Below are 25,603 nucleotides of genomic sequence, written 5' to 3' on the forward strand. Positions count from 1 at the left end.
ACCGTCATTCATTGAAGCGCCTTTCGGGCCGCCTCAGCTCTCCAGTTCGATATCGATGCCCAGCGAGCGGATTTCCTTCACGAGTACGTTGAAGGATTCCGGCATGCCCGCCTGCATGGTGTGGTCGCCATCCACGATGCTCTTGTACATCTTGGTACGACCTTCCACGTCATCGGACTTGACCGTGAGCATTTCCTGCAGAGTGTAAGCGGCGCCGTAGGCCTCCAGGGCCCAGACCTCCATCTCACCAAAGCGCTGACCACCGAACTGCGCCTTGCCGCCCAGCGGCTGCTGGGTGACCAGCGAGTAGGAGCCGGTGGAACGCGCGTGCATCTTGTCGTCGACCAGGTGGTTGAGCTTGAGCATGTACATGTAGCCCACGGTCACCGGACGATCGAACGACTCACCGGTACGCCCGTCATACAGCGTCATCTGACCAGAATCCGGCAGGTCGGCCAGCTTCAGCAGGTGCTTGATCTCGTGCTCCTTGGCACCGTCGAACACCGGCGTCGCCATCGGCACGCCCTTCTTCAGGTTCTTGGCCAGCGCGATGACCTCGTCATCGGTCAGCGACTCGATCTCTTCGACGCGGGTGCCCTGGGTGGAGTTGTACACCTGCCCCAGGAACTCGCGCAGCTGGCCGAGCTGTTGCTCGCGAGCGTCACGCAGCATGTGCTCGATCTTCACACCAAGCCCACGGGCAGCCATACCCAGGTGGGTCTCGAGGATCTGACCAACGTTCATACGCGACGGTACGCCCAGCGGGTTCAGCACGACGTCGATCGGCTCACCGTTATCGTCGAACGGCATGTCCTCGATCGGCATGATGGCCGAGATGACACCCTTGTTACCGTGACGGCCGGCCATCTTGTCACCCGGCTGCAGACGACGCTTGATGGCCAGGTAGACCTTGACGATCTTGAGCACGCCCGGCGCCAGGTCATCGCCCTGAGTCAGCTTGCGCTTCTTGTCTTCAAAGCGCTCGTCCATTTCCTTGCGACGGTTCTCGAGCTGCTCGTCGGCCTGGGCCAGCAGTTCATTGAGCTTCTCGTCCTGCATGCGCAGCTTGAACCACTGCTGACGCGGGAGCTCCTCGAGATAGGCGTCGGACAGCACGTCGCCCTTGGACAGACGCGGACCACCGTTGACCGGCTGGCCAGACAGCGTGCGCTTGAGACGCTCGAAGGTGGCATCTTCCGCGATGCGGTAGGTTTCCTGAAGGTCCTTGCGCACTTCGTCGAGCTGCATCTGCTCGATGGACAGCGCACGGGAGTCCTTCTCGACGCCGTCGCGGGTGAACACCTGAACGTCGATGACGGTACCCTTCATGCCGGTGGGGGCACGCAGGGAGGTGTCCTTAACGTCGGACGCCTTCTCACCAAAGATGGCACGCAGCAGCTTCTCTTCCGGAGTCAGCTGGGTTTCACCCTTGGGGGTGACCTTACCGACCAGGATATCGCCTGCACCCACCTCGGCACCGATGTACACGACGCCGGCTTCATCCAGCTTGCCGAGTGCCGACTCACCGACGTTGGGGATATCGGAAGTAATTTCTTCCGGCCCCAGCTTGGTGTCGCGCGACACACAGGTCAGTTCCTGGATGTGGATGGTGGTGAAACGGTCTTCCTGGACGACCCGCTCGGACAGCAGGATGGAGTCCTCGAAGTTGTAGCCGTTCCAGGGCATGAAGGCGATGCGCATGTTCTGGCCAAGCGCCAGATCACCCATGTCGACAGACGGGCCGTCGGCCAGGATGTCACCGCGTGCCACGTTGTCACCAGGACGCACGATCGGGCGCTGGTTCTGACAGGTGTTCTGGTTAGAGCGCAGGTACTTGGTCAGGTTGTAGATATCGACGCCGGCTTCACCGCCGATGATCTCATCTTCATTGACCCGCACCACGATGCGCTTGGCGTCGACCGAGTCGATCACGCCGCCACGACGAGCCACGGCACAGACGCCGGAGTCACGGGCGACGAAGCGCTCCATGCCGGTACCGACCAGCGGCTTGTCGGCACGCAGGGTGGGCACCGCCTGACGCTGCATGTTCGCACCCATCAGGGCGCGGTTAGCATCATCGTGCTCAAGGAACGGGATCAGCGCCGCTGCCACAGAGACGACCTGACGCGGAGACACGTCCATCAGCGTCACTTGCTCAGGACGCATGAAGGTGGTTTCACCGCGGTGACGGACCTGGACCAGGTCGTCGACCAGCTTGTTGTCACCGTTGACGGTGGCAGACGCCTGGGCGATGACGAAGTCACCTTCCTCGATGGCCGACAGGTGGACCACGTCGTCGGTGACCACACCGTCCACGACCTTACGGTACGGGGTCTCGAGGAAACCGTAGCTGTTGGTGTGACTGTAGGTCGCCAGCGAGTTGATCAGACCGATGTTCGGACCTTCAGGGGTCTCGATCGGGCACAGACGGCCGTAGTGAGTCGCGTGAACGTCACGCACCTCGAAGCCTGCGCGCTCACGGGTCAGACCACCCGGGCCGAGAGCGGACACACGACGCTTGTGGGTCACCTCGGACAGCGGGTTGTTCTGGTCCATGAACTGGGACAGCTGGGAGGAGCCAAAGAACTCCTTCACCGCAGCGGCCACCGGCTTGGCATTGATCAGGTCCTGGGGCATCAGGCCTTCGCTTTCGGCCATGGACAGACGCTCCTTGACCGCACGCTCGACGCGCACCAGGCCAACACGGAACTGGTTTTCTGCCATTTCACCGACGCAGCGAATACGACGGTTACCCAGGTGGTCGATATCATCGACGTCGCCGAAGCCGTTACGGATGTTGATCAACTCGCGCAGCACATCCAGGATGTCAGCACGGTCAAGCACACCGGAACCGGTGTCGGACTCACGACGCAGACGACGGTTGAACTTCATGCGACCGACGCCGGACAGGTCGTAACGGTCTTCAGTGAAGAACAGGTTGTTGAACAGCGTCTCGGCGGCTTCCTTGGTGGGCGGCTCGCCAGGACGCATCATGCGGTAGATTTCCACCAACGCCTCGAGCTGCGAGCCGGTGGTATCCAGCTTCAGCGTGTCGGAGACGAAGGGACCGCAGTCCAGATCGTTGGTATAGAGCGTTTCGATGGTAGTAATGCCGGCCCGCCCGAGGCCTTCCAGAATTTCTGGAGTGATCTCGGTGTTGCAGGGGCAGATCAGCTCACCCGTGGCCGGATTGATCTGATCCTTGGCCAGGGTCTTGCCGAACAGGTAATCCATCGGCACTTCAAGACGCTCAAGGCCAGCCTTCTCCAGCTGACGAATGTGCTTCTGAGTAACACGACGACCTTCCTCGACGATGACCTCACCGTCGGCACCCTTGATGTCAAAGGTGGCCGTTTCGCCGCGCAGACGCGACGGCACCAGCTCCACAGAGAAGCCAGACTTCTCGATGTGGAAGGTGCTGGTGTCGAAGAACTCGTCGAGAATCTCTTCGGCACTCATGCCCAGCGCGCGCAGCAGAACAGACGCCGGCAGCTTGCGGCGACGGTCAATACGCACGAAGACGTTGTCCTTCGGATCAAACTCGAAGTCCAGCCAGGAGCCGCGGTAAGGAATCACGCGAGCAGAGTACAGAAGCTTGCCGGAGCTATGGCTCTTGCCCTTGTCGTGATCAAAGAACACGCCGGGACTACGGTGCAGCTGGGACACGATGACCCGCTCGGTACCATTCACGACAAAGGTACCGTTCTCGGTCATCAGGGGGATTTCCCCCATGTAGACTTCCTGCTCCTTGATGTCCTTGATGGCCTTGTTCGACGACTCTTTGTCGTAGATGATCAGGCGGACCTTGACACGCAGGGGAGCGGAATAGGTGACACCGCGCAGCTGGCATTCCTTGACGTCGAACGCCGGAGTGCCGAAGCGGTAGCTCACGTACTCGAGCGCGGCGTTGCCGGAGAAGCTCTCGATCGGGAACACGGACTTGAAGGCGGCGTGCAGGCCTACCTCCATGCGCTCCTCAGGGGAGCGGTCCTGCTGGAGAAAGTCGTAGTAGGAATCAAGCTGGATGGCCAGCAGGTAAGGCACATCCATCACTTGGGGCAGTTTGCCGAAATCCTTGCGGATGCGTTTTTTCTCAGTGTATGAGTAAGCCATCTGTATTCCCCAGCTTGTTCACCATGGGTGACCGATGCGTGTCGGCGCCACCCGACGGACGGTCTCCGTCAGGCGCTGACGGCAAGTCCTCGGAATGAGTGACTCGCCGTCGGAATTCTGCAAGCTACATGACCGATGTTGGACAGGCAGCTAGTGACAACAGAAAAAGGCCGGTAGCGGGCGTCCCGCCACCAGCCGTGGAAGCTTACGCAGCGCGTGAAGCCATGGGCACAAGGATTACTTGAGCTCCACGGAAGCGCCGGCTTCTTCCAACTTCTTCTTGGCTTCTTCTGCGTCGTCTTTGCTCATCGCTTCCTTGATGGTCGCCGGAGCACCGTCGACGGCGCCCTTGGCTTCCTTCAGGCCAAGACCAGTGATCTCGCGGACGGCCTTGATGACGTTCACTTTCTTGTCGCCAGCAGAGGTCAGCACCAGGTCGAACTCGGTCTGCTCTTCGGCAGCAGCAGCGTCGCCGCCAGCACCCGGGCCAGCCACAACAGCGGCGGCAGCGCTAACGCCGAACTTCTCTTCCATCGCTTCGATCAGCTCGACAACTTCCATCACGGACATGTCGGAGACGGCGTTGATGATATCTTCTTTGGTCAGTGCCATTGTCTAGATTCCTAACTTTGCGGGCGTCCCGGTTTTCCGAGAACGCGTGGATCGTGGTCGGTCGACAGGGAGCCTTAAGCGGCTTCTTCCTGCTTCTGGTCGCGCAGCGCAGCGAGGGTACGAACCAGCTTGCCGGCAGAAGCTTCCTTCATGACGGACATCAGCTTGGCGATCGCCTCATCGTACGTCGGCAGAGTTGCCAGACGGTCGATATCGCTTGCCGGGATCAGCTCACCTTCATAGGCCAGCGCCTTGACTTCGAAGTTCTTCTCATCCTTAGCGAACTCCTTGAACAGACGGGCGGCAGCGCCCGGGTGCTCATTGGAGAAGGCCAGCATGGTCGGACCTACGAAAGACTCTGACAGGCACTCCCAGGGAGTACCGGCCAGGGCGCGGCGTGCCAGGGTGTTACGCACAACGCGCACCTGGACGCCATTCTCGCGAGCCTGCTTGCGCAGTTCGGTCATCTTGTGGACCGCGACGCCGCGAGAGTCGGCAACTACGACGGAGAGTGCATCCTTGGCGACTTCACTGACCTCGGCAACAATTGCCTTCTTGCCTTCGAGTGCTAGTGCCACTGTGATCACTCCTTCGTGCCGGAACCCGAGGGCTCCGGTGGTTACCATCTCCCCTTCTCGACAACTCAAAGAAGAGGGGCTTCTTGGATGGTGCTCACCAGATGCCTGGCGGCAACACCATCTGCGCAGGTGCCCTGAGGGCGATTAAGCCGCGTTCAACCCGAGGGTCAGACGGCGGCGCCTGCGGTCTTTGACGGTGCCCCGCCGGCCGGGTGATTCACCCGGCACGGGGACCGCAAAGTGTCTTGCCTGTTGTGTCGCATCACACCAGCGCGGAGTGATCGACAGTCAGACCCGGGCCCATGGTAGTGGACAGGGTCATCTTCTTGAAGTACACGCCCTTGGAAGTGCTCGGCTTGAGCTTCTTCAGATCGGCGATCAGCGCATCCAGGTTGCCCTTGATGGCGTCGGCGTCGAAATCGACCTTGCCCAGGGTAGCGTGGATGATGCCGTTCTTGTCGGTACGGAAGCGCACCTGACCGGCCTTGGCGTTCTTGACGGCGGTAGCAACGTCAGGGGTCACGGTACCGACCTTGGGGTTCGGCATCAGGCCGCGCGGACCCAGGATCTGACCCAGCTGACCGACCACACGCATGGCGTCAGGAGAAGCGATGACCACGTCGAAGTCGAGCTGGCCTTTCTTGACCTGCTCGGCCAGGTCGTCCATACCGACGATGTCGGCACCGGCTTCCTTGGCGGCTTCTTCGTTGGCACCCTGGGTAAAGACGGCAACGCGCACGTCCTTGCCAGTACCGTTAGGCATCACGGTTGCACCGCGAACCACCTGGTCAGATTTACGCGGATCAACACCCAGGTTGATAGCGACGTCCAGGGATTCCTTGAACTTGACGGTGGACAGCTCGGAGAGCAGTGCCACGGCCTCGTCGACAGAGTAAGCCTTGTTGGCGTCAACCTTGTCGCGAATCTGCTTTGCGCGCTTGGTAAGCTTAGCCATGATCAGAGACCCTCCACGTTGAGGCCCATGCTACGGGCGCTACCAGCAATGGTACGCACCGCGGCGTCGAGATCGGCAGCCGTCAGATCCGGCTCCTTGGTCTTGGCGATCTCTTCGAGCTGCTCACGGGTCACGGTACCGACCTTCTTCTTGTTCGGCTCGCCAGAGCCGGACTTGATGCCAGCAGCCTTCTTCAGCAGCACCGCAGCGGGCGGAGTCTTGGTGACGAAGGTGAAGCTGCGGTCGGAGTAGACGGTGATGACCACGGGAGTCGGGAGACCCGGCTCGATGTTCTGCGTCTCAGCGTTGAACGCCTTGCAGAACTCCATGATGTTGACACCGTGCTGACCCAGCGCGGGACCCACGGGGGGACTCGGATTGGCTTTACCGGCTGCAACCTGCAGCTTGATGTAAGCCTGTACTTTCTTGGCCATGATGGACTCCAGTTGGGTAATAGCGCCTTGCGGCTCCCCGGACAAAACGGCCGCCTGATTCCAGACGACCCCTACTGACTACAGGCGGACAGCACACCGCGGCGGGCCTGCCTAGACAGACCCACCGCGCGCTGTTCGCCTTACTCCTTCTCGACCTGGGAAAATTCCAGCTCGACCGGAGTCGCACGCCCGAAGATCAGCACACTGACCTGCAGACGGCTCTTATCATAATTGACCTCTTCGACCACGCCATTGAAGTCGGCAAAGGGCCCGTCGATAACGCGGACAGACTGCCCCGGCTCGAAAATGGTCTTGGGCCGCGGCTTTTCCGCACCATCTCTCACACGACTAAGGATGGCATCAGCTTCACGCTGAGTGATCGGCGCCGGCTTTTCCTTGGTACCGCCAATGAATCCCATGACTCGCGGAGTCTCATTGACCAGGTGCCAGGTCTCGTCAACCATTTCCATCTCGACCAGGACGTAGCCGGGATAGAACTTGCGCTCACTCTTGCGGCGCTTGCCGTCGCGCATCTCGACGACTTCCTCGGTCGGCACCAGAATCTCACCGAAGCGATCTTCCATGCCATGCATCTTCACACGCTCGATCAGCGAGCGCATGACGTGCTTCTCGAAGCCGGAGTAGGCGTGGACGACGTACCAACGCTTGGACATGAAGACTCCTAACCGATGACGCCGGACATCGCCCAGCTGAGCAGCGTGTCGATCAACCAGAGCAGCAGCCCGACTACCAGCACAGCCACCAGCACAATGGCAGTGGTCTGAATGGTCTCAGGGCGCGTCGGCCAGACGACACGTTGAATTTCCTTTCTGGCGCTACGAGCAAGCTCGACCAGCTCACGCCCCTTGGTGGTCATCAGCGCCACCAGAGCGGCAACGACAGACAGGGCGACAACGCCCAGGACACGATACAGAAGCGGCTGGTCGGCAAAATAGGTGTTGCCGACAACGGCCAGCACCAGAAGAACGACGACAACCGCCCACTTGAGCCCGTCGTGGCGCGACTCCTGCACCTCGGCGTTATGCTTCATGAAAACGAGACTCCTCAGGGCGCGGCAATCGAAACACGAAAGTATATAAAAAACTGCCAGCCTGGGGAAGACTGGCAGGCCAGGAGGGAATCGAACCCCCAACCTGCGGTTTTGGAGACCGCTGCTCTGCCAATTGAGCTACTGGCCTGTACTCGATGCAAACCACCCTTTGCGGGCAGCCTCTGCAACAGCGGGCGCCATGATAGCGAAGCAACGCTTGCCTGGCAACCCCTACTCCACCCTGCAGACGCGATGGAGAAAGAAAAAGCGAGCCAAGGCTCGCTTTTCTATATGGAGCTCATGGACGGATTTGAACCGTCGACCTCACCCTTACCAAGGGTGTGCTCTACCCCTGAGCTACATGAGCGCACTCTTTGGCGCAACACACACGGCACACGCCGAAATCTGGAGCGGGCAGCGGGGATCGAACCCGCATCATCAGCTTGGAAGGCTGAGGTTCTACCATTGAACTATGCCCGCATCATGACCCAAGGTCATTCTTGCTGAAACATGCTCATCGAACCCGACCAGCCTGGCAGCGTCCGACCGCCTGCTCCGCTTCGACCACCCAAGGGCAATCGAAAAAAATCTGGTGGAGGGGGAAGGATTCGAACCTTCGAAGCTTTCGCGGCAGATTTACAGTCTGCTCCCTTTGGCCACTCGGGAACCCCTCCAACTGGCGACGTATTTTATCGCCTCACCCCAAGATGTCAAGTGGCTGTTTTAAAAAGAATCCGTTCCTCTAGATTCTTTTTCACCTTCTCGACACAGGACAGCGGCCTCGCCGCCTGCCTTGGAACGCGGCGCATTGTGTCAAAGCCCAACGAATAACGCAAGGCCCTCAACGCTTTTTTCGCTCGGACACCACATCCTTCTCGCCTGTTGGCGTGGGACAAAAGGACTCTCGACTTCCCCGAGCGGCTCCCCGACCTGGGCGACAGCCGCCCCACGCATCGTCGCTGAGCACACCAGGGGCCCGCGGCTCCCGGCCTTGTCACAGCAGCATCGAGAAGGCTAATCCGGCACGAATCTTTTCCAGCGCCACTGGCGCAGGCGGCACTGGGGCGCCAGCCATCTTGCCAGCACGCTCTGCTGCGGTGAGCGGAAAGCACGCCTCGAGTCCCGCATAGACCATATCTGGCCAAATGGCGTGGGGCACCTGGATACCCCTCGAGACGACTCGGGCATCCCCTCCCGTGACCAGCATCGGCAGGGCAACCCCTTCGCGATCGCACACTTCACTGTAAATCCGGTTGACGGCACTCACAGCCGCCATATAAATCCCGTGATTCACGGCCTCCACTGTGCGCCGGCCTGGCGCCAGCAGCTCGTCCGCCTCGCTGTCCGGATCGATGGCCACGTTACGTGTGCCGAGTTTCAGGCTTTCCTTCATGAGACGAAGCCCAGGGAGTATATAGCCCCCAAGATGACGCCCCCCAGGCAGCACGAAATCCACCGTGATGGCACTACCACAGTCCACCGTGCAGCTGGCTCCCGCCAGTTGATAACCGGCCAGGACCCCCATCCAGCGATCCACGCCCAATCGTCCGGGTTCGTGGTAGCCGTTGGTGACCCCAAGGGCTTCACGACAGGAACGTGCCACGTGGACGGAGCGTACCCTGTCCTTCAGCAACGATTCCGTCTGGGCCAGCACCGAACGACGCGCCACGCTGGAAATCCGCACGGTCTCGACCACGTCGAGATCCGGGATGTCCGCTCCAGGCTTCCACTCCTCCCGGGTCCATACCGCACCGCGCGAGCGTATCTCGCTGCTATCAGCATCCTTGAGGCGCCATTTGGACAGAGTATTGCCAATATCCAGGTCAAGAATCATGGGCGCGCTCGCACGCTAATCTCTCCTCCGACAAGGCGCTCATCCTGCTCATCCTTGCGCACCCAGAGATTGCCGTTGTCATCCACTTCTCCCGCCCGGGCGAGCTCCCGGCGCTCGCCCCTGATGATCTCGATATCCCAGCCAGCAAAGGCGTGGCGCGCGTTCCACTCGTCTTTCCAGGCCGCAAACCCGTTCTCCTCAAAGCCTGCCAGCATGGTCAACAAGCCGTCCAGCAGCTCTGCCGCCATGACGTTGCGGGAAAGCCCTGGCGCCTGATCATGTACACAGGCGACCGGCTGATCGATGCGCGCCCGGAAGCTATCAGGCAGATCCACGTTGATTCCCATCCCCAGCACTACCTCACAGGGGCCCGCGGCATCTCCGCTCATTTCCACCAGGATGCCGGCCAACTTGCCAAAGCTACCCTGGCCATCGGGAAGCAGTACGTCATTCGGCCATTTCAAGGCGGGGTTCAAGCCGTGGCGCTCCAGCATCTGGGCCAGCACCACGCCGATCGCCAGACTGAGCCCTTCCAGCGCCGCAACGCCGGCGTCAAAGCGCCAGCCCACGGAACACATCAGGGTACGCCCCCAGGGGGTCGTCCAGATCCGGCCACGTCGTCCGCGTCCCGCAGACTGCTGCTCGACCAGGCAAGCCTCGCCATGCCCAGCGCCCTGACGAAAGCGCTCGCGCAGAAACTCGTTACTGGATGGAAGGGTGTCTTCCACGAACAGGCGAGCGAGGTGCTGACGCGAGTCACGGGACAGCGCCGCCACCACCGCCGGTCCTTCAAGCAGTTCCAACGGCTCTGCCAGGCGATACCCCTGCCCTTTCACCGCTTGCATGGGAATGCCAAGATCCTCGAGCTTGCGCAGCTGCTTCCACACCGCCGCTCGGGACACCCCCAGCTTCTCGCCCAGCTGCTGTCCAGAGTGAAACTCGCCATCACTCAACAGCCGGATCAGCTCACCAATGGTCATTCCTCGCCCCTTACGCGGGAAAAGGGCATAGTCTATCGAAAGACAGCTTGCGCCGGAAATGCGCGCGCATTCCGGCTCACGCTTGAGCAGACGCGGCTCTCGGTCGCCTTCCTAGGATAATCGCCATTCGGAACCCTGCGACGCCGGCCCCGGACTCGCTGATCGCCCCAGGCTGGGAGGTGAACGCCTCAGTGGGGGCGGCGCCGCCGTCACCCCGTCGACACGGGCTCGACAACCTGTGAGGGCTCAGGCCGAGAGGGCGTCGACGCTTTGGCGGGTTGCCGCGATCAAGTCGGTAAACGCAGCCCGCGCCGCCGACTCGTCCCGTTGCTGCATGGCCTCCAGCAGGGCTTCATGAAACGGAAAACCGGCATCGAATATCCGGAGTCGATCTTCCGGTGAGTCCCAGGACAGATACAGTTCGTCATGCATCATCTGGATCAATCCCACCAGCACACGATTGCCGCAGGCGTGGTAGATGGCCAGGTGAAAGGCGGCGTCGGCCTCGCTCACTCCCAGAAAGTCCTCCTTTTCCCTGGCGCGACGGTAATCGTCCAGATGGCTGGCCATGGCGTCGAGCTGATGATCGGCGGCGTGGCGTATCGCCAGCACGATCGCCTGGACCTCAAGCGCCTCGCGGACCTCGAGCATCTCGATCAAGTGGGCCTTGGCGTCCTTGATCCCGAGGCTCGCCAGCAACTGGAAGGTGCGCTGCTCGCTGACAAACAGGCCCTTGCCATTGACGATGTCGATGATGCCTTCCGCCTCCAGCTTCTTGAGTCCCTCTCTCAGGGTCGAGCGACCTACCTCAAGCCGCTCCATCCACTCTCCCATTGAGGGTAGCTGTGTCCCCGGCGCCAGCTCCTTAGCGGCGATGTAGGCGCTGATCTCTCCTGCGACGGTGTCTGACAAATAAAGTCGTTTCATACAGTTGGGGTCCACTATCGGAAGAGGCCGGCGAGTCCTTTCGACGTTAGCCGTAAACCCCTTCTGGATCAATTGTCGCCTGCGGCCCCCCATGCTAGCTTACCTATCAGACAGGCTGATAGCCTTTTCCACTTTACCGAGGATGCGCCATGGATCCACTGGATCGACATATCTGCAGTCATGCCTATGAACAGCGCCAGGAGCATCACGGCGCGGTGGCGCCTCCGCTCTACCAGACCAGCATCTTTACCTTCCCCGACCTCGAGAGTTTCAGCCGTGCCCAGCTGGACGAGCGCCAGCACTTCATCTACAGCAGAGGGCTCAACCCGACGGTCAAGCTGCTGGAAGACAAGTTGGCCGCACTGGAGCGGGGCGAGGCGTGCAAGGCCTTTGCTTCCGGCATGGGCGCGATCGCCGCCACCCTGTTCTCGTTGCTCGGCCAGGGCGATCACGTCCTGCGCATCAATCAGACCTATGGCCCAGCGGTGGAGCTGCTCGACCAGATGGCACGCTACGGCGTCAGCCATGACGGCATCAGCGGCGACCAGGACATTGGCGCCCACCTGCGCCCCGAGACACGCCTGATCTACATAGAGAGCCCTTCATCGCTGCGCATGGAACTGGCCGATCTCGAGGCCATCGCCCGCATCGCCAGAAAGCACGGCATTCTGACGCTGATCGACAATACCTGGGCGACTCCGCTGTTCCAGAAGCCGATCACCCATGGAGTCGACCTGGTGGTGCACTCGCTATCGAAGTACATCGGCGGCCACAGCGACGTGGTCGGTGGCGCCGTCATCGGCAACGCCGAGGTGATCGACAGGCTCTTCGCTAATGGTCACCAGCTGCTGGGAGCGGCGCTCTCGCCCCACAGCGCGTCGCTGATCCTGCGTGGCCTGCGCACTCTGCCGGTGCGAATGGCAGAACACCTGCGCAACGGCCAGGCGATTGCCGCCTTCCTTGACGCCCATCCACAGGTGGCCGCGGTGTATCACCCAAGCCTTGCCCAGGGTCCGGCGGCTGAGTGGGCGGCACGTCAGCTCAAGGGCCACTCGGGCCTGCTCAGCTTCGCCTTGCACGATCCCAGCTACCCGCGGGTGGAACGCTTCATCAATGCCCTGCAGCTGATGCGAATTGGGGTGAGCTGGGGTGGCTACGAAAGCCTCGCCCTGTCTCCGCTGCGTCCCGACGGTAGCGGCCAGCCACTGATCCGTCTGGCCATCGGGCTGGAAGACATTGACGAGATCATCGCCGACCTGGAGCGGGGGTTCACCGCGCTCGATCACTGATCACCCTGAGGAGGACATCCCATGCCAGCAACACAACGACAACCTGGCCTTGCTCCATCCCTGCTGCTGCTCACCGCCATCGCCTTCGCCATCGTCTACGGCATCGTGGTAGCGGGCCTTCCCACCGAGCTGGTACTGATTACCCTAGGTGCCGCCGCCACCCTGTTCAGCCTTCTTCATGGCGGAACCTGGGAAGGGGTCATGGACATCATGGGCGCCAAGGTCAAAACCGCCCTGTCCGCCCTGCTGGTGCTCTACAGCATCGGCATCATCATCGGCAGCTGGATGATCTCGGGCACCATTCCCTACTTCATCTACCATGGCCTGGAGCTGATCGACCCTCGCTACCTCTACGTCATGGCATTTCTTGGCACCGCCATCGTCTCCACCTTCACCGGCACCTCCTGGGGGTCCGCCGGCACCCTCGGCGTGGCCATCATGGGCATCGCTGCAGCCATGGACATCAACCTGGCGATCACCGCCGGCGCCGTGCTCTCCGGCGCCTACTTCGGCGACAAGCTGTCACCGCTGTCGGACACCACCATCATGGCCTCCATGGTGGTGGGCGAGGACCTCTATCGCCATATTCGCAACCTGATGTACACCTCGCTCCCCGCCGCCCTGGTGGCGGCGGTGGTCTACCTGATGCTGGGGCTCAACATGGAGCTGGGCGCGGGTATGCCGGCCGCCATCGCTGCCAGTGCCAATACCCTTGACGGCCTCTATCGCCTCAACCCGCTGCTGCTGCTGCCGGTGGCCATCGTGCTCTACGGATCGATTCGCAAGAAACCCACCCTGGTGGTGCTGTTTCTGGCTTCGGCCTGCGCCGCCCTGCTGGCCATGATCGTTCAGGGCGCGAGCCTTGAGGCGGTCGCTCAGGCAGCAGTGTCCGGCTTCAACGTCAGTCTGCTGACCAGCTTCAACCCGGGCCTTGACGTTTCCACCCTGCCAGCGGCACTGGCGAGTCTGCTAAATCGCGGCGGCCTCTACAGCATGCACGGTGCGGTGCTGTTCGCTCTGTGTGCCTTCTTCTTTGCCTCAGCCCTTGAGGCCTCCGGCATCCTCAAGGTGGTGCTTGACCGCAGTCTGGCCTACGTGCGCTCGGCACGTGGCACGATCCTGGCGTCACTGGCTGCCAGCTGCACCATCATTCTGGCCACCGGCAACAGCTACGTGACCTTCTTCCTTACCCGAGAACTGTTCGCCGAGCAGTACCAAAAACGCCGCCTGCACCCGCTGGTACTGTCACGCAGCATGGAGGATGGCGGCATGATTCCCGAGCCACTGGCCCCCTGGACCGTCTCTGCCATCTACATGGCCGGCACCTTGGGCGTCGCCACCCTGGATTACGCACCCTGGGCCCTGTTCAACTACCTGGGCATTGTGTTCTCGATCCTGCTGGCGATGATCGGCCCCTGGACGGGCTGGTACGGCGTCCGCCGACTCGCCGCCACCGAGTCCGCCCCATGCGAGCCAGCTGCTTCCACGCGGGAGGCTCCTCGGCCAACCCAGTGACAGCTAAGCACAAGGCCCCCGACGAAGGCATCGTCGGGGGCCTTGAATCAACCGCGTGTGATCTGCCTTAGGCGTGCTGCTTAGCGTGCCGACCCTCGCCGATTTCCTCCACCAACTTATGGCAGAAGATGTCCAGATCATCGGGCTTGCGGCTGGTCACCAGGCCATTGTCGACCACCACCTGTTGATCCACCCATTCGGCGCCAGCATTGCGTAGATCCTGGGCCACACTGGGGTAGGACGTCAGCTTGCGCCCGCTTACCACATCAGCATTGATCAGGATCCAAGGGGCGTGGCAAATCGCGGCAACGGGCTTGCCCGCCTGGAAGAACGCTCGGACAAACGCCAGGGCCGCTTCATCCAGACGCAAGGCGTCGGGGTTGAACAGACCACCGGGCAGCACCAGTGCGTGATAATCGTGCTCACTGGCGTCTTCCAGGGCCACGTCCACGCCATAGGTATCGCCCCAGTCGCTTTCCGCCCAGGCTCTGATGCCTTTCGCCTCAGGCGAGACCACGTGCACGACGATGCCCTGCTGCTGCAGTTTGGCCTTTGGCACCGCGAGCTCGGATTCCTCGAATCCGTGAGTGGCCAAGATCGCGACTCGTTTGCCTTCCACTTGCTGCGTCATGACATCCTCCTTGTAGAGATAAGTTGGACATTCTCTTAAGCTCTGTCACGCACTTGTACAAGATAGTGATGCAGTCCCCAGACTTCAACCCGTATGCCGTTTCAGCTGCTACCCCTGTCGCGAAGACTCTCCCCAGAACGCGACTCCTGCTCGTGATCAGCCAGCCTTTCCACGACCTGTCGCGCCGCTGGCCACATCACACTGCCATGATCTTCACCGGCAAAGATCATCAGTTCACTCGACAGGGAAACGCAGCGCTGCTGTAGCCGGCGCTGGTAGTCACGCGCTTCATCTACCATGGCTCGCCGAAGGCGCAAGCGATCTCGCTGGGACCCGACATGGCCTTCGCGTGGTGACTGTTCACGCGCACCGACCCCCACCAGCAACGATGTTCCCTCAAGCGCCTCGCACCACTCAGCATCCTGCAGCCGGGCATCCAGCGCTTGGACCAGATAACGCTGACCCCACCACAGCGAGGGGCTGATGGCGAAAAGCCGGCGAAAGCACTCGGGGCAGCGCTGCTGAGCGTAGAGCGCAAACAGCCCTCCCAACGAGTGGCCCAGCAGCGCGCGACGCTCCGGATCCAGCGTCAAGTCCCGCTCGAGCATGGGCAGCAACTGAGCACTCAAGAAGTGAAGAAACTGGTCTGCCCCTCCTTCCTGCACAGATTCCAGCCCCTTCGCTGATGCCCCCTCTTCGCCGGCCTCAGCCGCGTGCGCGGCGATATCCGTTGGCACAGGGGGCGTGAAATCCCAGCGACGTCGCTGGGAATCAAAGCGCTCAGCGCCGGGATAGCCGACACCGACGATGACCAGAGGCAGGGCGCTGCCCTCAGGACCTTTTCGCGTCAGCGTGTCCCGCGCCTCACGCAGCAACGGGAAGCGTGCATTGCCATCCAGCACCACCAGCACGGGGTATCCTTGCGCTGGCCGAGGCGCATCCGGCATCGACACCTCGACCTGATAGGACAGGCCTGTCTGCGCGTCCACCACCACCCGAGACCCATCAAGCTCAGGCATCACGCTGCCGTCATCCATGGCGACAGCGCTGTCGACGAGAGACGCTAACAGTGACACCAGCACCAGCATGCCCAGGGGCCAGCCCGCGATGATCTGCCACGCCCTAGAACGCATAGCGCAAGGTGGCCAGGGCGCTGGCTGGCTGACCCACGAAGTTGAAGGAGCCCTCGCCCCCTGCACGCAGGTAATACTCACGGTCGAACAGGTTGTAGACGTTGAGCTGGCCGCTCAGCTGCGGGGTAAATTCATAGCCAAGCATCGCGTCCACCACTGCATAGCCGGGTGCCTCGACGCCGCTGCTCGAACTGAAGTCGCTCATGGCGGTGATCCCGCCGCCCAGTGACAGGCCATTGAGCATCCCTTGCTGGAAACGATACTGCGACCATAGGTTGACCATGTTCTCGGGCATCAGCAGGAAGATGCCATCATCCCGGGCACTGGATGCCTTTTCGATCTCCGTATCGGTATAGGTATAGCCAAAGATCAGGTCCCACTGGTCGGTGAGACTTCCAGTGACTTCCAGCTCGGCACCGCGAATACGCACTTCACCGGTGTCCACGGAATAGCTGGCACCGGGATCACTCGACGCGGCTGCACGATGGCTGTCTTCGAGCTGGTAGGCGCTGGCGCGAGCATTCAGTCGCCCTCCCAGGTAACTGCCCTTGATACCGACCTCGTACTGATCGCCCTCACGGGGATCGATCAGATCATTGTCCTCGTTGAACGCCGTCTGAGGCTTGAAGACCCGCGAATAGCTGGCATAGAGGGAGTGCTGAGCATCCAGGTCCAGCACAGCCCCTGCATAGGGCGTAAATTCGCTGTCACTGCGAGAGCTTTCGCTATCACTGGTGCGGTCGTCGTATTCGGTGGAAAAATGACTGAAGCGGCCGCCGGCGATCAAGGCCAGAGGGGCGATCGGTCTGACCGTTACCTTGGCGTAGGCACCGGTCTCTTCCAGTTCGCTGCGGGTGTCGGTAAGACTGAAGCCGGACAGGCCAGCCTGGGCACTGTCCAGGACATTGACGTAGGCCAGATCATTGAGCTGACCGACGCTGAGACTGCTTCCAAGCCCGCGAGCCCGCCCCTGGCGATTGTCCTGGTCGTAGTCCTTATGGTCGAGCCCGACCACAAACTCGTTGTCATTGCCAAAAGCGTCAAACGCCTGGGTGTAGCTGGCGTCCAGTGACAGCGACGTCTCGTCGGTCTTACCCCCGAAACCGGCAGCATTCAGCCTGCCCTGATCATCCACCGCACCGGCACCGAAGGCATAGTTGTAGTCCGCATCTCGGTCGGAGTAGCGGGCCGCAACGCGACCGTAGCCATCGTTGGCAAAGCGATGTGTCAGCTCTGCCAGTACATCCGTGGACTCACTGTCAAAGTCGTTCCAGTCAGCCCCATAGAAGGCGCTACGACGGGTATACAGAAGATCCCCATCGGCATCGGTCGGCTGGCCGTTGTTGACCGTGATGTCCTTGGCATTATGAATGATGCCAAGGGAGAGCTCGGTGGCATCGGTCAGGTCGATATCTACCGCTGCGTAAAGGTCATCCTGCCGGTTATCGTTGTCATCGACCCACTGTGCGTTCTCCGTGGAGCGTGCCACAAACCGCCCTCTTACCCGGCCGGCCTCATCGATGGGCCCCGCCACATCCACTCCCAGCGCACCATCGTCCAGCGTGCCCAGGCTGCCGAACACCTCAGCCTGGAAGGTCTCGGTCGGACGCTTGCGCACCAGGTTGACGATGCCGCCCAGTTCGCTGGTGCTGTTGAACAGCCCCGACGGCCCGCGCATGATCTCGACCCGGTCGAACGCGGTCAGGCTCGGCACTGACCCGAGGATACTGCTCATGGGCGCAGGCAGCCCATCAATGCTGTAGGCATCGTACTCATAGCCTCTGGCAAAGATGGAGGAACGACCATAATCGTTGCTGAGTACCCGCACTCCCGGCGTGCGTGCCGCCAACTGATCCAAGGTCACAAACCCCTGGTCCTCGATGGCATCGTGGGTGACCACGCTGACCGACTGCGGAATATCCCGCAGGGCGGCCGGCACCTTGGTACCCACCGTAGCCGCGTCAACGCTATAGCCCTCGGTCTGCTCGCTGGACAACATGTCGTACAGGCGCACACCGATCACCCGGGTAACGTCCAGCTCCTGATCCTCAATTCCCGGATCATCAGCGCCTATCCCCCCAGCCCCCTGGGCCTCTGCTCCCCGACCCTCTGCCCTCTGCTCGGCGATATCCTGCGCCTGGGCAGCGGTGGCCAGCAGCGCACCTCCCGCTCCGGCAAGCACCCACGCCAACAACATGTTGCCCTTCATGCCACCTCCAAAACTTAATGCGAATCTATTGCATTCAAATCCCTGGAGCGACATTCTGTCACTGACGGCACCCCGATACCTTTGCCCTTTGACCAGCGACCTTTGGCATGACGACAACCTTCACCACAACGCAGCCGAAAGCCCCCCAGGCCGGCTGGATTCATCAGCATGACCTGACGTCACTGGCGGGCGTACTGACCAGCCAGTATCAATGCACCGCGGCCGACCACCAGGCCACTGGAGCGCCGCTGCATGGCATCGTGCAGCAGCATGAGGTCCAGCGTGGCATGTACCTGCGCCTCAATCGTCTGCGTGACCGCCACGGTGTAACGCCCCGGGCACGGCTGCATCCAGGTCTCAAGATTTCGCTGGTCTGGCGCGGAGAGGCCTGCGTGAGCTTCGACGAGCATAGTTTTACACTCGATGCCAACAAGCGAGCCTGCGGCCTGCTGATAGCGGTCGACGAGCCCACCACCTTCGTCCGCCACGGCCGGCGTGGCGCAGTGGAATTCAGTGCCGTACTGAGCCTGACCTCGGACTGGCTCCAGCGTCGTCTGGGCTCTCCGCTGCCCAGTGTTTGCTGTCACGGCCTCAGGCAGCACCTCGGCCATCTGAGGTGGACACCGTCAAGCGACCTGGTGGCACGCCTGGACAGCGTGAGTCAGACCGCCGACATGACGACGGTCCTTAACCTGGAGCGCGAATCGATCGCCCTTGCCATGGTTTCCGAGGCGTTGGCGCACCAGACGACCCCTGCTGTATCCCACGGTGGTAAGGCCTGGCAGCAACGTCTGGCCGGCTGGATCGCCAGCGGCGAGTCGCTGCACCTGTCGCCCGCCGACATGGCAAGCCGATTGGGGATGAGTCTGCGACAACTGCAGCGGCGTTATCACCGGGAATATGGGCTGCCGTTGAGTGCCGGACTGCGACAGCAGCACTTGCTGCGCGCCCGGGCGGCGCTGCAAGACGAGAACGTCAGCGTCGATACCGCGGCCAGTATCGCCGGCTACCGGCACGCCGCCAACTTCGCCACCGCCTTCAAGCAACATTTTGGTGAAGGTCCGGCACAGTGCCGGCGTCACGCTCAGCGCGAACTCAGCACAGACGCCGCCAGCTAAGGCACCGCGTCGGCATTGCCCCCGAGACGCGACAGCGCGACGTTCCAGGAGCAAAAAAAAGGGCCACGGCGATCGCCGTGGCCCTGTCGTCAGACGTCACTCCGCTGTGAGTGACAACACACGACGGTCAGAATGCCCAATCTTCGTCTTCGGTGCTCACCGTCTTGCCGATGACATAGGAAGACCCTGAACCAGAGAAGAAGTCATGGTTCTCATCGGAGCCAGGAGACAGCGCGGCCAGAATGGCCGGGCTCACATCGGTCACGCTGGACGGGAACAGTGCCTCGAAGCCAAGATTCATCAACGCCTTGTTGGCGTTGTAATGCAGGAACTTCTTGACGTCCTCGGTCAGACCAACGTCGTCGTACAGCGCCTCGGTGTACTTCACCTCGTTCTCATAGAGCTCGAACAGCAGCTCAAACGCGTAAGCCTTGATCTCTTCCTGACGCTCCTGCGGCTGCTGGGCCAGCTGACGCTGGAACTTGTAGCCGATGTAATAACCATGGATAGCCTCATCACGAATGATCAGACGAATCAGGTCGGCGGTGTTGGTCAGCTTGGCACGGCTTGACCAGTACATCGGCAGGTAAAAGCCAGAGTAGAACAGGAAGGACTCAAGGAAGGTGCTCGCCACCTTGCGCATGAGCGGGTCCTCGGCGCGGTAACGCTCCAGGATCAACTCGGCCTTCTTCTGCAGGAAGGGGTTCTCTTCACTCCAGCGGTAGGCATCATCCACATCACGGGTCGCGCACAGCGTGGAAAAGATCGAGCTGTAAGAACGCGCGTGTACCGACTCCATGAAGCTGACGTTGGTCAGTACGGCTTCTTCATGAGGAGTTACCGCGTCCTCGATCAGCGCAGGAGCCCCCACCGTGCCCTGGATGGTATCGAGCAGGGTGAGACCAGTGAAGACACGAATGGTGAGCTGCTGCTCATGTTCCGTCAGGGTATTCCACGACGGGATATCGTTGGACAAGGGGATCTTTTCCGGCAACCAGAAGTTACCGGTCAAACGGTTCCAGACCTCGAGGTCCTTGTCGTCCTGGAGTCTGTTCCAGTTGATCGCGTCGACCCGGCTCAAACGACGGGCAGCAGAGGTAGCGGGCATATCCATGAGAGGGTTCTCGTTCGGTTGGCGCCGGGCCCTGAGCACGGCGCGTCGCTCGATTGAAGCAAAAAACGGCGACCAAGACGGCCTTCAGTCCCTTTGCCCGTGCGAATTCCACAACAGTAGTCTCGCTGGCAAAGGAGCGGCGAAGACAGGTAGGGCTCACGGCATCGTGCCAGAGATTCCTACCCGTGACTTCGCCTTGGCCTGTCTTTCCGCCTACTCCGTGACGGCTTCGCCATCACGGCTCATCATTACAGGGTGCAGGACACGCAACCTTCCACTTCCGTCCCTTCCAGCGCCGCCTGACGCAGACGGATGTAGTAGATCGTCTTGATGCCCTTGCGCCAGGCGTAGATCTGCGCCTTGTTGACGTCGCGGGTGGTCGCCGTGTCGCGGAAGAACAGCGTCAGCGACAGCCCCTGGTCAACGTGCTGCGTGGCGGCAGCATAGGTGTCGATGATCTTCTCAGGACCCAGCTCATAGGCGTCTTGATAGTAGTCCTGATTCTCGTCCGTCAGGTAGGGGGCCGGATAGTACACACGTCCCAACTTACCCTCTTTACGAATCTCCACCTTGGCCGTGACCGGGTGAATACTCGACGTGGAGTTGTTGATGTAGGAAATGGACCCGGTGGGCGGAATCGCCTGCAGATTGCGATTGAACAACCCATGAGCCATCACCGACGCCTTCAGCTCACGCCAATCCTCCTGAGTCGGAATATGGATCCCGCTATTGTCGAACAGCGCGCGTACCTTGTCGGTCTTCGGCTCCCACGCCTGCTCGGTGTACTTGTCGAAGTACTCGCCGCTGGCATAGCTCGACTTCTCGAAACCGGCAAAGTGACGGTTGCGCTCAATGGCGATGCGGTTGGACGCACGAATGGCGTGAAACGCTACGGTGTAGAAGTAGATGTTGGTGAAATCCACCCCTTCTTCGCTGCCGTAGTAGATATGCTCGCGAGCCAGGTAACCGTGCAGGTTCATCTGGCCCAGGCCGATGGCGTGAGACTTGGCATTGCCCTCGGCAATCGACGGCACTGAGCTGATGTTGCTCATCTCGGAAACCGCGGTCAATCCACGGATAGCGGTCTCTACCGTCGCACCGAAGTCAGGAGAGTCCATGGCCTTGGCGATGTTGAGCGAACCAAGGTTGCAGGAAATATCCTCACCGATCTTGCGATAGCCCAGGTCATCGTCGTATTCGGTAGGTGTATTGACCTGCAAGATTTCCGAGCAGAGGTTGGACATGTTGATCCGGCCATCGATCGGGTTGGCACGGTTCACCGTGTCCTCAAACATCAGGTACGGATAGCCAGACTCGAACTGCAGCTCGGCAATGGTCTGAAACAGCTCACGAGCGTTGATCTTCTTCTTGCGAATACGACCGTCAGCGACCATCTCGTCGTACTTCTCGGTCACGCTGATGTCGCCAAAAGGCACACCATAGACGCGCTCGACGTCATAGGGCGAGAACAGATACATGTCCTCGTTACGCTTGGCCAGCTCGAACGTGATATCCGGCATCACGATCCCCAGTGAAAGGGTCTTGATGCGAATCTTCTCGTCGGCGTTCTCGCGCTTGGTGTCGAGGAAGTTCAGGATATCCGGGTGGTGTGCGTTGAGATAGACCGCACCAGCGCCCTGGCGAGCGCCAAGCTGGTTGGCATAGGAGAACGCATCCTCCAGCATCTTCATGATCGGAATGATGCCTGAAGACTGGTTTTCGATACGCTTGATCGGAGCACCGGACTCGCGCACGTTGGAAAGCGAGAAGGCGACACCGCCGCCCCGCTTGGACAGCTGCAGAGCCGAGTTGATGGAGCGTCCGATGGACTCCATGTTGTCCTCGATCCGCAGCAGGAAGCAGGAGACCAACTCGCCCCGCTGCTGCTTGCCGCAGTTGAGGAACGTCGGCGTCGCCGGCTGAAAGCGGCCGTGGATGATCTCATCGACCAGTTGCTTCGCCAACGTCTCGTCGCCACGCGCGAGCGACAGCGCGACCATGCAGACGCGATCCTCGAAGCGCTCAAGATAGCGTTTGCCATCGAACGTCTTGAGGGTATAGCTGGTGTAGTACTTGAACGCTCCCAGGAAGCTCTGGAACCGGAACTTGACCGCATAGGCCTGATCGAACAACGCGGTAACGAAATCAAAGTCGTACTGATCGAGCACCTGGCGCTCGTAGTAGCCTTGCTCCGTCAGGTAATCGAGCTTTTCCTGCAGCGAGTGAAAGAACACGGTGTTCTGGTTCACGTGCTGCAGGAAGTACTGACGCGCGGCCTCGCGATCCTTGTCGAGCTGCAGACGCCCTTCGGCATCGTACAGGTTCAACATCGCATTCAGCGCGTGATAGTCGAGTGTCTTGGCGTTGTGATCGGCAGCGGGTCGCGTTGCCGCATCCTTTTCTAGGCTGAGCGTTTCCAAAATTCTTTCACCCCTGCAAGAACACGATGGACATCCTCATCCGTGCCCATCAGTTCAAACCGATAAAGAAGCGGCACCTGACACTTCTGCGCGATCACTCTCCCGGCCAGGCCAAAGGCTGCGCCGAAATTGGTGTTGCCACCCGCGATCACGCCCCGAATCAGGGACCGATTGTGTGCATCGTTGAGAAACCGAATCACCTGTGGCGGTACCGAGCTCATCGGGTCACCGTCGCCGTAGGTCGGCACAACGAGAATATATGGCTGATCGACACGCAGAGGACCGTCGTCACGACTGAGCGGAATACGCCTGGCAGACAGACCCAGCTTTTCTACAAAGCGTCGTGTATTGCCAGACTTTGTCGAGAAATAGACCAGCTCAGCCAAGACGATTCTCCTGCATCCCTGATGCCTCGGACGTGACGCGGCCATCGCCGCGCACATCCGCTAGATACGAAGAACTTACGTGCGAAGGACGTTATCAGGCGACCAGCGTACTGATCTTGTCCGGGCGAAAGCCGGCCCAATGATCCTCGCCAGCGACGACGACGGGCACTTGGCGGTAGCCCAGCTCCTGGACTCGCTGCATGGCATCGGCGTCCTCGGTCAGATCGACCACGGTATAGTCGATTCCCTGATTGTCCAGGGCGCGGTAGGTGGCGTTGCACTGGACGCAGGCGGGTTTGCTATAGATCGTGATGGTCATGATAATCGTTACCGTCCGTGACGTGATGATACGCCCATCATAGGGGATGGCGTGGACATGGGCGGTCGGTGGAGTCACGGCACCAGGCCGTACTCCCCGCCTTCGGTAGGGCACTATATATGGTAGAGGGAGATTTTTCCAAGCACAGATATAGTTTTTTTCTGTGCATTCCCTGTGGACAACTTTGGACACCGCTGGAGCCCGCGCCACTGCCCGCTTCCCGTCTTGTCAAGACAGCAATAAAAATCTGTTTCAGCGCTAGGAGATCATCCGTCGCTGGTCAGCGCTCATCGGCACACGCTACCAGATAATGTTGGCCTCCCCGGCCGGAGCTACCAGGGAGGCTAATTCCTGCGCAATGATGCTCAGGATGACTTGATAGCGTGGCCGCCAAACTCATTGCGCATGGCAGCGAGCATCTTATCCGCATAGGAGTCGGATTCACGGGAGCGCAGCCGCTCAAGCAGGGACATCGTGATGACGGGGGCACTGACGTCGAGTTCGATGGCCTCGCTCACCGTCCAACGCCCTTCGCCGGAATCAGAGACATAGGGGGCGATGCCGTCAAAGGTCGGGTTCTTGTCGAGAGCATTGGCGGTCAGGTCGAGCAGCCAGGACCGTACGACGCTACCATGACGCCAGATCTCAGCGACTTGATGCAGGTCCAGCCCGAAGGAGGTCTTCTTCTCCATGATGGCGAAGCCTTCCGCAAACGCCTGCATCATGCCGTACTCGATACCATTGTGGACCATCTTGGTGAAGTGGCCTGCCCCGCTGGGCCCTACGTGCCCCCACCCTTTGTCGGCAGCCGGGGCCAGGGTCTCGAACAGCGGCTTGAGCCTCTCGACCACGGCATCATCACCGCCGACCATCATGCTGTAGCCCTCTGCCAGCCCCCACACGCCACCGCTGGTTCCCACATCCACATAGCTCAAGCCATGTTCACGCAGCTCAGCGGCACGTCGCACGCTGTCCTTGTACATGGAGTTGCCACCATCGATGACGATGTCATCAGGGGACAGCAGCGATGTCAGCTCCTTGAGCAGTGCATCAACGGCTTCCCCCGCAGGTACCATCAGCCATACGATACGCGGGGAAGGAAGTTGCTCGACCGCCTCTGCCAGAGTCTGTGCTGGCTCAACTCCTCGCTGCTGTGCGCTGGAGAGTGCCTCAGCGCCAGGGTCTGTACCAATGACACGATGACCGCCGCGAACCAGACGTTCTGCCATGTTGGCGCCCATGCGCCCAAGGCCAATCATTGCAAGATCCATGTATGCTCCTCTAAATGAATGGTGACGTCAGTATCGTCGCGGTGCTCACGATATCTGTCGGTTCAGATGGTGCCAATGCACAGCCGCCTTATGCGGCCTTCAACGTACGGCTGCAGAGAGCCAACGCCCGCCTTCCGCTACGCCAAACTTCGGCTAGACGGAAAACGGCGGACGTCATAAAAGAAGCCCAGCCATCTCTAGATAGCCGGGCCTCTTTTGAATAAATGCCTGATCTCGCATGTAGGTGAGCCACCCTGGCGCTCTTTACAAGGACCAGGCCGCTCCACGCCGAGGGAGCCATCGACCCGCACTCGTCTATGGAAACGATCTTGACCTTGTGGAAAAACCCGATATCCGCAGAGGTACTCGCAACCAGGCAGCTTGCCTCTCGCATGGGGGTGAGCCACCCTGGAGCTCTTTACAACGGCTGCAGCGAAGCTACAAGGGGTGGCGAACGCCACGAGCCCGCCCTTGAGAAGAGCCAGGCCGGACCGCGCCGAGGGGGTATTCGGCGTGGCCCCACACATAAAAAGGGGGGTCGACCCATGCATGCGAAAAACCCCGACCATCTCTCGATAATCGGGGTTCTTCTGAATAAATGCCTGACGATGACCTACTCTCGCATGGGGAGACCCCACACTACCATCGGCGCTGAGCGGTTTCACTTCTGAGTTCGGCAAGGGATCAGGTGGTTCCCACTCGCTATGGTCGTCA

21 protein-coding genes, 4 tRNA genes and 1 rRNA gene are annotated in these 25,603 nt (G+C 60.7%); 3 read left to right on the forward strand and 23 right to left on the reverse strand.

Annotated features, from left to right (window positions below; genetic code table 11):
* Positions 1–33: 33 nt before the first annotated feature.
* From rpoB to KUV45_RS04235, 14 genes are all read right to left on the reverse strand, one after another.
* Positions 34–4,113 (reverse strand): DNA-directed RNA polymerase subunit beta, encoded by a 4,080-nt coding sequence (gene rpoB / locus KUV45_RS04170; RefSeq protein ID WP_222164142.1) that lies wholly within the window; start codon positions 4,111–4,113, stop codon positions 34–36.
* Between the two features lie 237 nt (positions 4,114–4,350).
* Entirely contained in the window at positions 4,351–4,725 is a 375-nt protein-coding gene (rplL, locus tag KUV45_RS04175; protein WP_222164143.1) for a 50S ribosomal protein L7/L12, read from the reverse strand.
* Positions 4,726–4,799: 74 nt separating this feature from the next.
* Positions 4,800–5,303, reverse strand: a complete 504-nt coding sequence (gene rplJ, locus KUV45_RS04180) for a 50S ribosomal protein L10 (protein ID WP_206944217.1) — start codon at positions 5,301–5,303, stop codon at positions 4,800–4,802.
* Between the two features lie 262 nt (positions 5,304–5,565).
* Complete coding sequence (gene rplA / locus KUV45_RS04185; protein ID WP_206944218.1) at positions 5,566–6,258, reverse strand: 50S ribosomal protein L1; 693 nt, start codon at positions 6,256–6,258, stop codon at positions 5,566–5,568.
* A gap of 2 nt (positions 6,259–6,260) precedes the next feature.
* Complete coding sequence (gene rplK / locus KUV45_RS04190; RefSeq protein ID WP_206944219.1) at positions 6,261–6,692, reverse strand: 50S ribosomal protein L11; 432 nt, start codon at positions 6,690–6,692, stop codon at positions 6,261–6,263.
* A 140-nt stretch (positions 6,693–6,832) separates the two neighbouring features.
* On the reverse strand, positions 6,833–7,366 hold the full coding sequence (nusG, locus tag KUV45_RS04195; protein ID WP_222164144.1) for a transcription termination/antitermination protein NusG: 534 nt from the start codon (positions 7,364–7,366) through the stop codon (positions 6,833–6,835).
* Between the two features lie 8 nt (positions 7,367–7,374).
* A complete protein-coding gene (secE, locus tag KUV45_RS04200; protein ID WP_206944221.1) occupies positions 7,375–7,743 on the reverse strand; it encodes a preprotein translocase subunit SecE in 369 nt (122 codons plus the stop codon).
* 72 nt (positions 7,744–7,815) lie between these two features.
* Positions 7,816–7,891, reverse strand: a tRNA-Trp gene (locus KUV45_RS04205).
* Positions 7,892–8,035: 144 nt separating this feature from the next.
* Positions 8,036–8,110, reverse strand: a tRNA-Thr gene (locus KUV45_RS04210).
* A gap of 39 nt (positions 8,111–8,149) precedes the next feature.
* Positions 8,150–8,223, reverse strand: a tRNA-Gly gene (locus KUV45_RS04215).
* Positions 8,224–8,333: 110 nt separating this feature from the next.
* Positions 8,334–8,417: transfer RNA gene (locus KUV45_RS04220), tRNA-Tyr, on the reverse strand.
* Between the two features lie 320 nt (positions 8,418–8,737).
* Positions 8,738–9,577, reverse strand: coding sequence for a type III pantothenate kinase (locus KUV45_RS04225; protein WP_206944222.1), 840 nt, complete (start codon positions 9,575–9,577; stop codon positions 8,738–8,740).
* A complete protein-coding gene (locus KUV45_RS04230) occupies positions 9,574–10,557 on the reverse strand; it encodes a biotin--[acetyl-CoA-carboxylase] ligase (protein WP_222164145.1) in 984 nt (327 codons plus the stop codon). The genes KUV45_RS04225 and KUV45_RS04230 overlap by 4 nt, the downstream gene beginning before the upstream one ends.
* Positions 10,558–10,803: 246 nt before the next feature.
* Positions 10,804–11,484: a FadR/GntR family transcriptional regulator gene (locus KUV45_RS04235; protein WP_222164146.1), complete on the reverse strand. Its 681-nt coding sequence runs from the start codon at positions 11,482–11,484 to the stop codon at positions 10,804–10,806.
* A gap of 149 nt (positions 11,485–11,633) precedes the next feature.
* On the opposite strand from KUV45_RS04235, the gene KUV45_RS04240 reads away from it, so the two are divergent.
* Complete coding sequence (locus tag KUV45_RS04240; RefSeq protein ID WP_222164147.1) at positions 11,634–12,773, forward strand: PLP-dependent aspartate aminotransferase family protein; 1,140 nt, start codon at positions 11,634–11,636, stop codon at positions 12,771–12,773.
* 21 nt (positions 12,774–12,794) lie between these two features.
* Positions 12,795–14,288, forward strand: coding sequence for a Na+/H+ antiporter NhaC (gene nhaC / locus KUV45_RS04245; RefSeq protein WP_206944226.1), 1,494 nt, complete (start codon positions 12,795–12,797; stop codon positions 14,286–14,288).
* Positions 14,289–14,355: 67 nt separating this feature from the next.
* Here the strand turns inward: nhaC and KUV45_RS04250 are convergent, their stop codons facing one another.
* The 3 genes from KUV45_RS04250 to KUV45_RS04260 all read right to left on the reverse strand — a co-directional run bounded on the left by KUV45_RS04250 (position 14,356) and on the right by KUV45_RS04260 (position 18,261).
* The gene (locus KUV45_RS04250; protein WP_222164148.1) at positions 14,356–14,919 is read right to left on the reverse strand and encodes a type 1 glutamine amidotransferase domain-containing protein; all 564 of its coding nucleotides are present in this window, start codon (positions 14,917–14,919) and stop codon (positions 14,356–14,358) included.
* Positions 14,920–15,020: 101 nt separating this feature from the next.
* Complete coding sequence (locus KUV45_RS04255; protein WP_222164149.1) at positions 15,021–16,052, reverse strand: alpha/beta hydrolase; 1,032 nt, start codon at positions 16,050–16,052, stop codon at positions 15,021–15,023.
* On the reverse strand, positions 16,042–18,261 hold the full coding sequence (locus KUV45_RS04260) for a TonB-dependent siderophore receptor (RefSeq protein ID WP_224852157.1): 2,220 nt from the start codon (positions 18,259–18,261) through the stop codon (positions 16,042–16,044). The genes KUV45_RS04255 and KUV45_RS04260 overlap by 11 nt, the downstream gene beginning before the upstream one ends.
* A gap of 107 nt (positions 18,262–18,368) precedes the next feature.
* Between KUV45_RS04260 and KUV45_RS04265 the strand changes: the two genes are divergently transcribed.
* Positions 18,369–19,379, forward strand: coding sequence for an AraC family transcriptional regulator (locus KUV45_RS04265; protein WP_222164150.1), 1,011 nt, complete (start codon positions 18,369–18,371; stop codon positions 19,377–19,379).
* A 127-nt stretch (positions 19,380–19,506) separates the two neighbouring features.
* Here KUV45_RS04265 and nrdF read toward each other — a convergent pair whose 3' ends face one another.
* From nrdF to rrf, 6 genes are all read right to left on the reverse strand, one after another.
* The gene (gene nrdF, locus KUV45_RS04270) at positions 19,507–20,487 is read right to left on the reverse strand and encodes a class 1b ribonucleoside-diphosphate reductase subunit beta (protein WP_206944255.1); all 981 of its coding nucleotides are present in this window, start codon (positions 20,485–20,487) and stop codon (positions 19,507–19,509) included.
* A 254-nt stretch (positions 20,488–20,741) separates the two neighbouring features.
* The gene (gene nrdE / locus KUV45_RS04275) at positions 20,742–22,832 is read right to left on the reverse strand and encodes a class 1b ribonucleoside-diphosphate reductase subunit alpha (RefSeq protein WP_374107012.1); all 2,091 of its coding nucleotides are present in this window, start codon (positions 22,830–22,832) and stop codon (positions 20,742–20,744) included.
* Between the two features lie 62 nt (positions 22,833–22,894).
* Positions 22,895–23,299 carry a class Ib ribonucleoside-diphosphate reductase assembly flavoprotein NrdI gene (gene nrdI / locus KUV45_RS04280; RefSeq protein WP_224852158.1) on the reverse strand — a complete coding sequence of 135 codons (405 nt, stop codon included), beginning with the start codon at positions 23,297–23,299 and terminating at the stop codon, positions 22,895–22,897.
* Positions 23,300–23,393: 94 nt separating this feature from the next.
* Complete coding sequence (nrdH, locus tag KUV45_RS04285) at positions 23,394–23,618, reverse strand: glutaredoxin-like protein NrdH (protein ID WP_222164153.1); 225 nt, start codon at positions 23,616–23,618, stop codon at positions 23,394–23,396.
* 365 nt (positions 23,619–23,983) lie between these two features.
* The gene (gnd, locus tag KUV45_RS04290) at positions 23,984–24,889 is read right to left on the reverse strand and encodes a phosphogluconate dehydrogenase (NAD(+)-dependent, decarboxylating) (RefSeq protein WP_222164154.1); all 906 of its coding nucleotides are present in this window, start codon (positions 24,887–24,889) and stop codon (positions 23,984–23,986) included.
* A gap of 600 nt (positions 24,890–25,489) precedes the next feature.
* Positions 25,490–25,603: ribosomal RNA gene (rrf, locus tag KUV45_RS04295) — 5S ribosomal RNA — on the reverse strand; the annotation flags it as partial.

Origin of the sequence: Halomonas sp. DP3Y7-2 (assembly GCF_019800795.1) — a bacterium.
GTDB classification, from domain to species: domain Bacteria; phylum Pseudomonadota; class Gammaproteobacteria; order Pseudomonadales; family Halomonadaceae; genus Halomonas; species Halomonas litopenaei_A.

Excerpts from the sequence above, each read along its gene's own strand:
- nrdF (WP_206944255.1), bottom strand. The coding sequence starts at position 20,487 with ATGCCCGCTACCTCTGCTGCCCGTCGTTTGAGCCGGGTCGACGCGATC.
- KUV45_RS04250 (WP_222164148.1), bottom strand. The coding sequence starts at position 14,919 with ATGACGCAGCAAGTGGAAGGCAAACGAGTCGCGATCTTGGCCACTCAC.
- rplL (WP_222164143.1), bottom strand. The coding sequence starts at position 4,725 with ATGGCACTGACCAAAGAAGATATCATCAACGCCGTCTCCGACATGTCC.
- KUV45_RS04230 (WP_222164145.1), bottom strand. The coding sequence starts at position 10,557 with ATGACCATTGGTGAGCTGATCCGGCTGTTGAGTGATGGCGAGTTTCAC.
- secE (WP_206944221.1), bottom strand. The coding sequence starts at position 7,743 with ATGAAGCATAACGCCGAGGTGCAGGAGTCGCGCCACGACGGGCTCAAG.
- KUV45_RS04260 (WP_224852157.1), bottom strand. The coding sequence starts at position 18,261 with ATGAAGGGCAACATGTTGTTGGCGTGGGTGCTTGCCGGAGCGGGAGGT.
- KUV45_RS04255 (WP_222164149.1), bottom strand. The coding sequence starts at position 16,052 with ATGCGTTCTAGGGCGTGGCAGATCATCGCGGGCTGGCCCCTGGGCATG.
- gnd (WP_222164154.1), bottom strand. The coding sequence starts at position 24,889 with ATGGATCTTGCAATGATTGGCCTTGGGCGCATGGGCGCCAACATGGCA.
- nhaC (WP_206944226.1), top strand. The coding sequence starts at position 12,795 with ATGCCAGCAACACAACGACAACCTGGCCTTGCTCCATCCCTGCTGCTG.
- nusG (WP_222164144.1), bottom strand. The coding sequence starts at position 7,366 with ATGTCCAAGCGTTGGTACGTCGTCCACGCCTACTCCGGCTTCGAGAAG.
- rplK (WP_206944219.1), bottom strand. The coding sequence starts at position 6,692 with ATGGCCAAGAAAGTACAGGCTTACATCAAGCTGCAGGTTGCAGCCGGT.
- KUV45_RS04235 (WP_222164146.1), bottom strand. The coding sequence starts at position 11,484 with ATGAAACGACTTTATTTGTCAGACACCGTCGCAGGAGAGATCAGCGCC.
- rpoB (WP_222164142.1), bottom strand. The coding sequence starts at position 4,113 with ATGGCTTACTCATACACTGAGAAAAAACGCATCCGCAAGGATTTCGGC.
- KUV45_RS04265 (WP_222164150.1), top strand. The coding sequence starts at position 18,369 with ATGACGACAACCTTCACCACAACGCAGCCGAAAGCCCCCCAGGCCGGC.
- KUV45_RS04240 (WP_222164147.1), top strand. The coding sequence starts at position 11,634 with ATGGATCCACTGGATCGACATATCTGCAGTCATGCCTATGAACAGCGC.
- KUV45_RS04225 (WP_206944222.1), bottom strand. The coding sequence starts at position 9,577 with ATGATTCTTGACCTGGATATTGGCAATACTCTGTCCAAATGGCGCCTC.
- rplA (WP_206944218.1), bottom strand. The coding sequence starts at position 6,258 with ATGGCTAAGCTTACCAAGCGCGCAAAGCAGATTCGCGACAAGGTTGAC.
- nrdH (WP_222164153.1), bottom strand. The coding sequence starts at position 23,618 with ATGACCATCACGATCTATAGCAAACCCGCCTGCGTCCAGTGCAACGCC.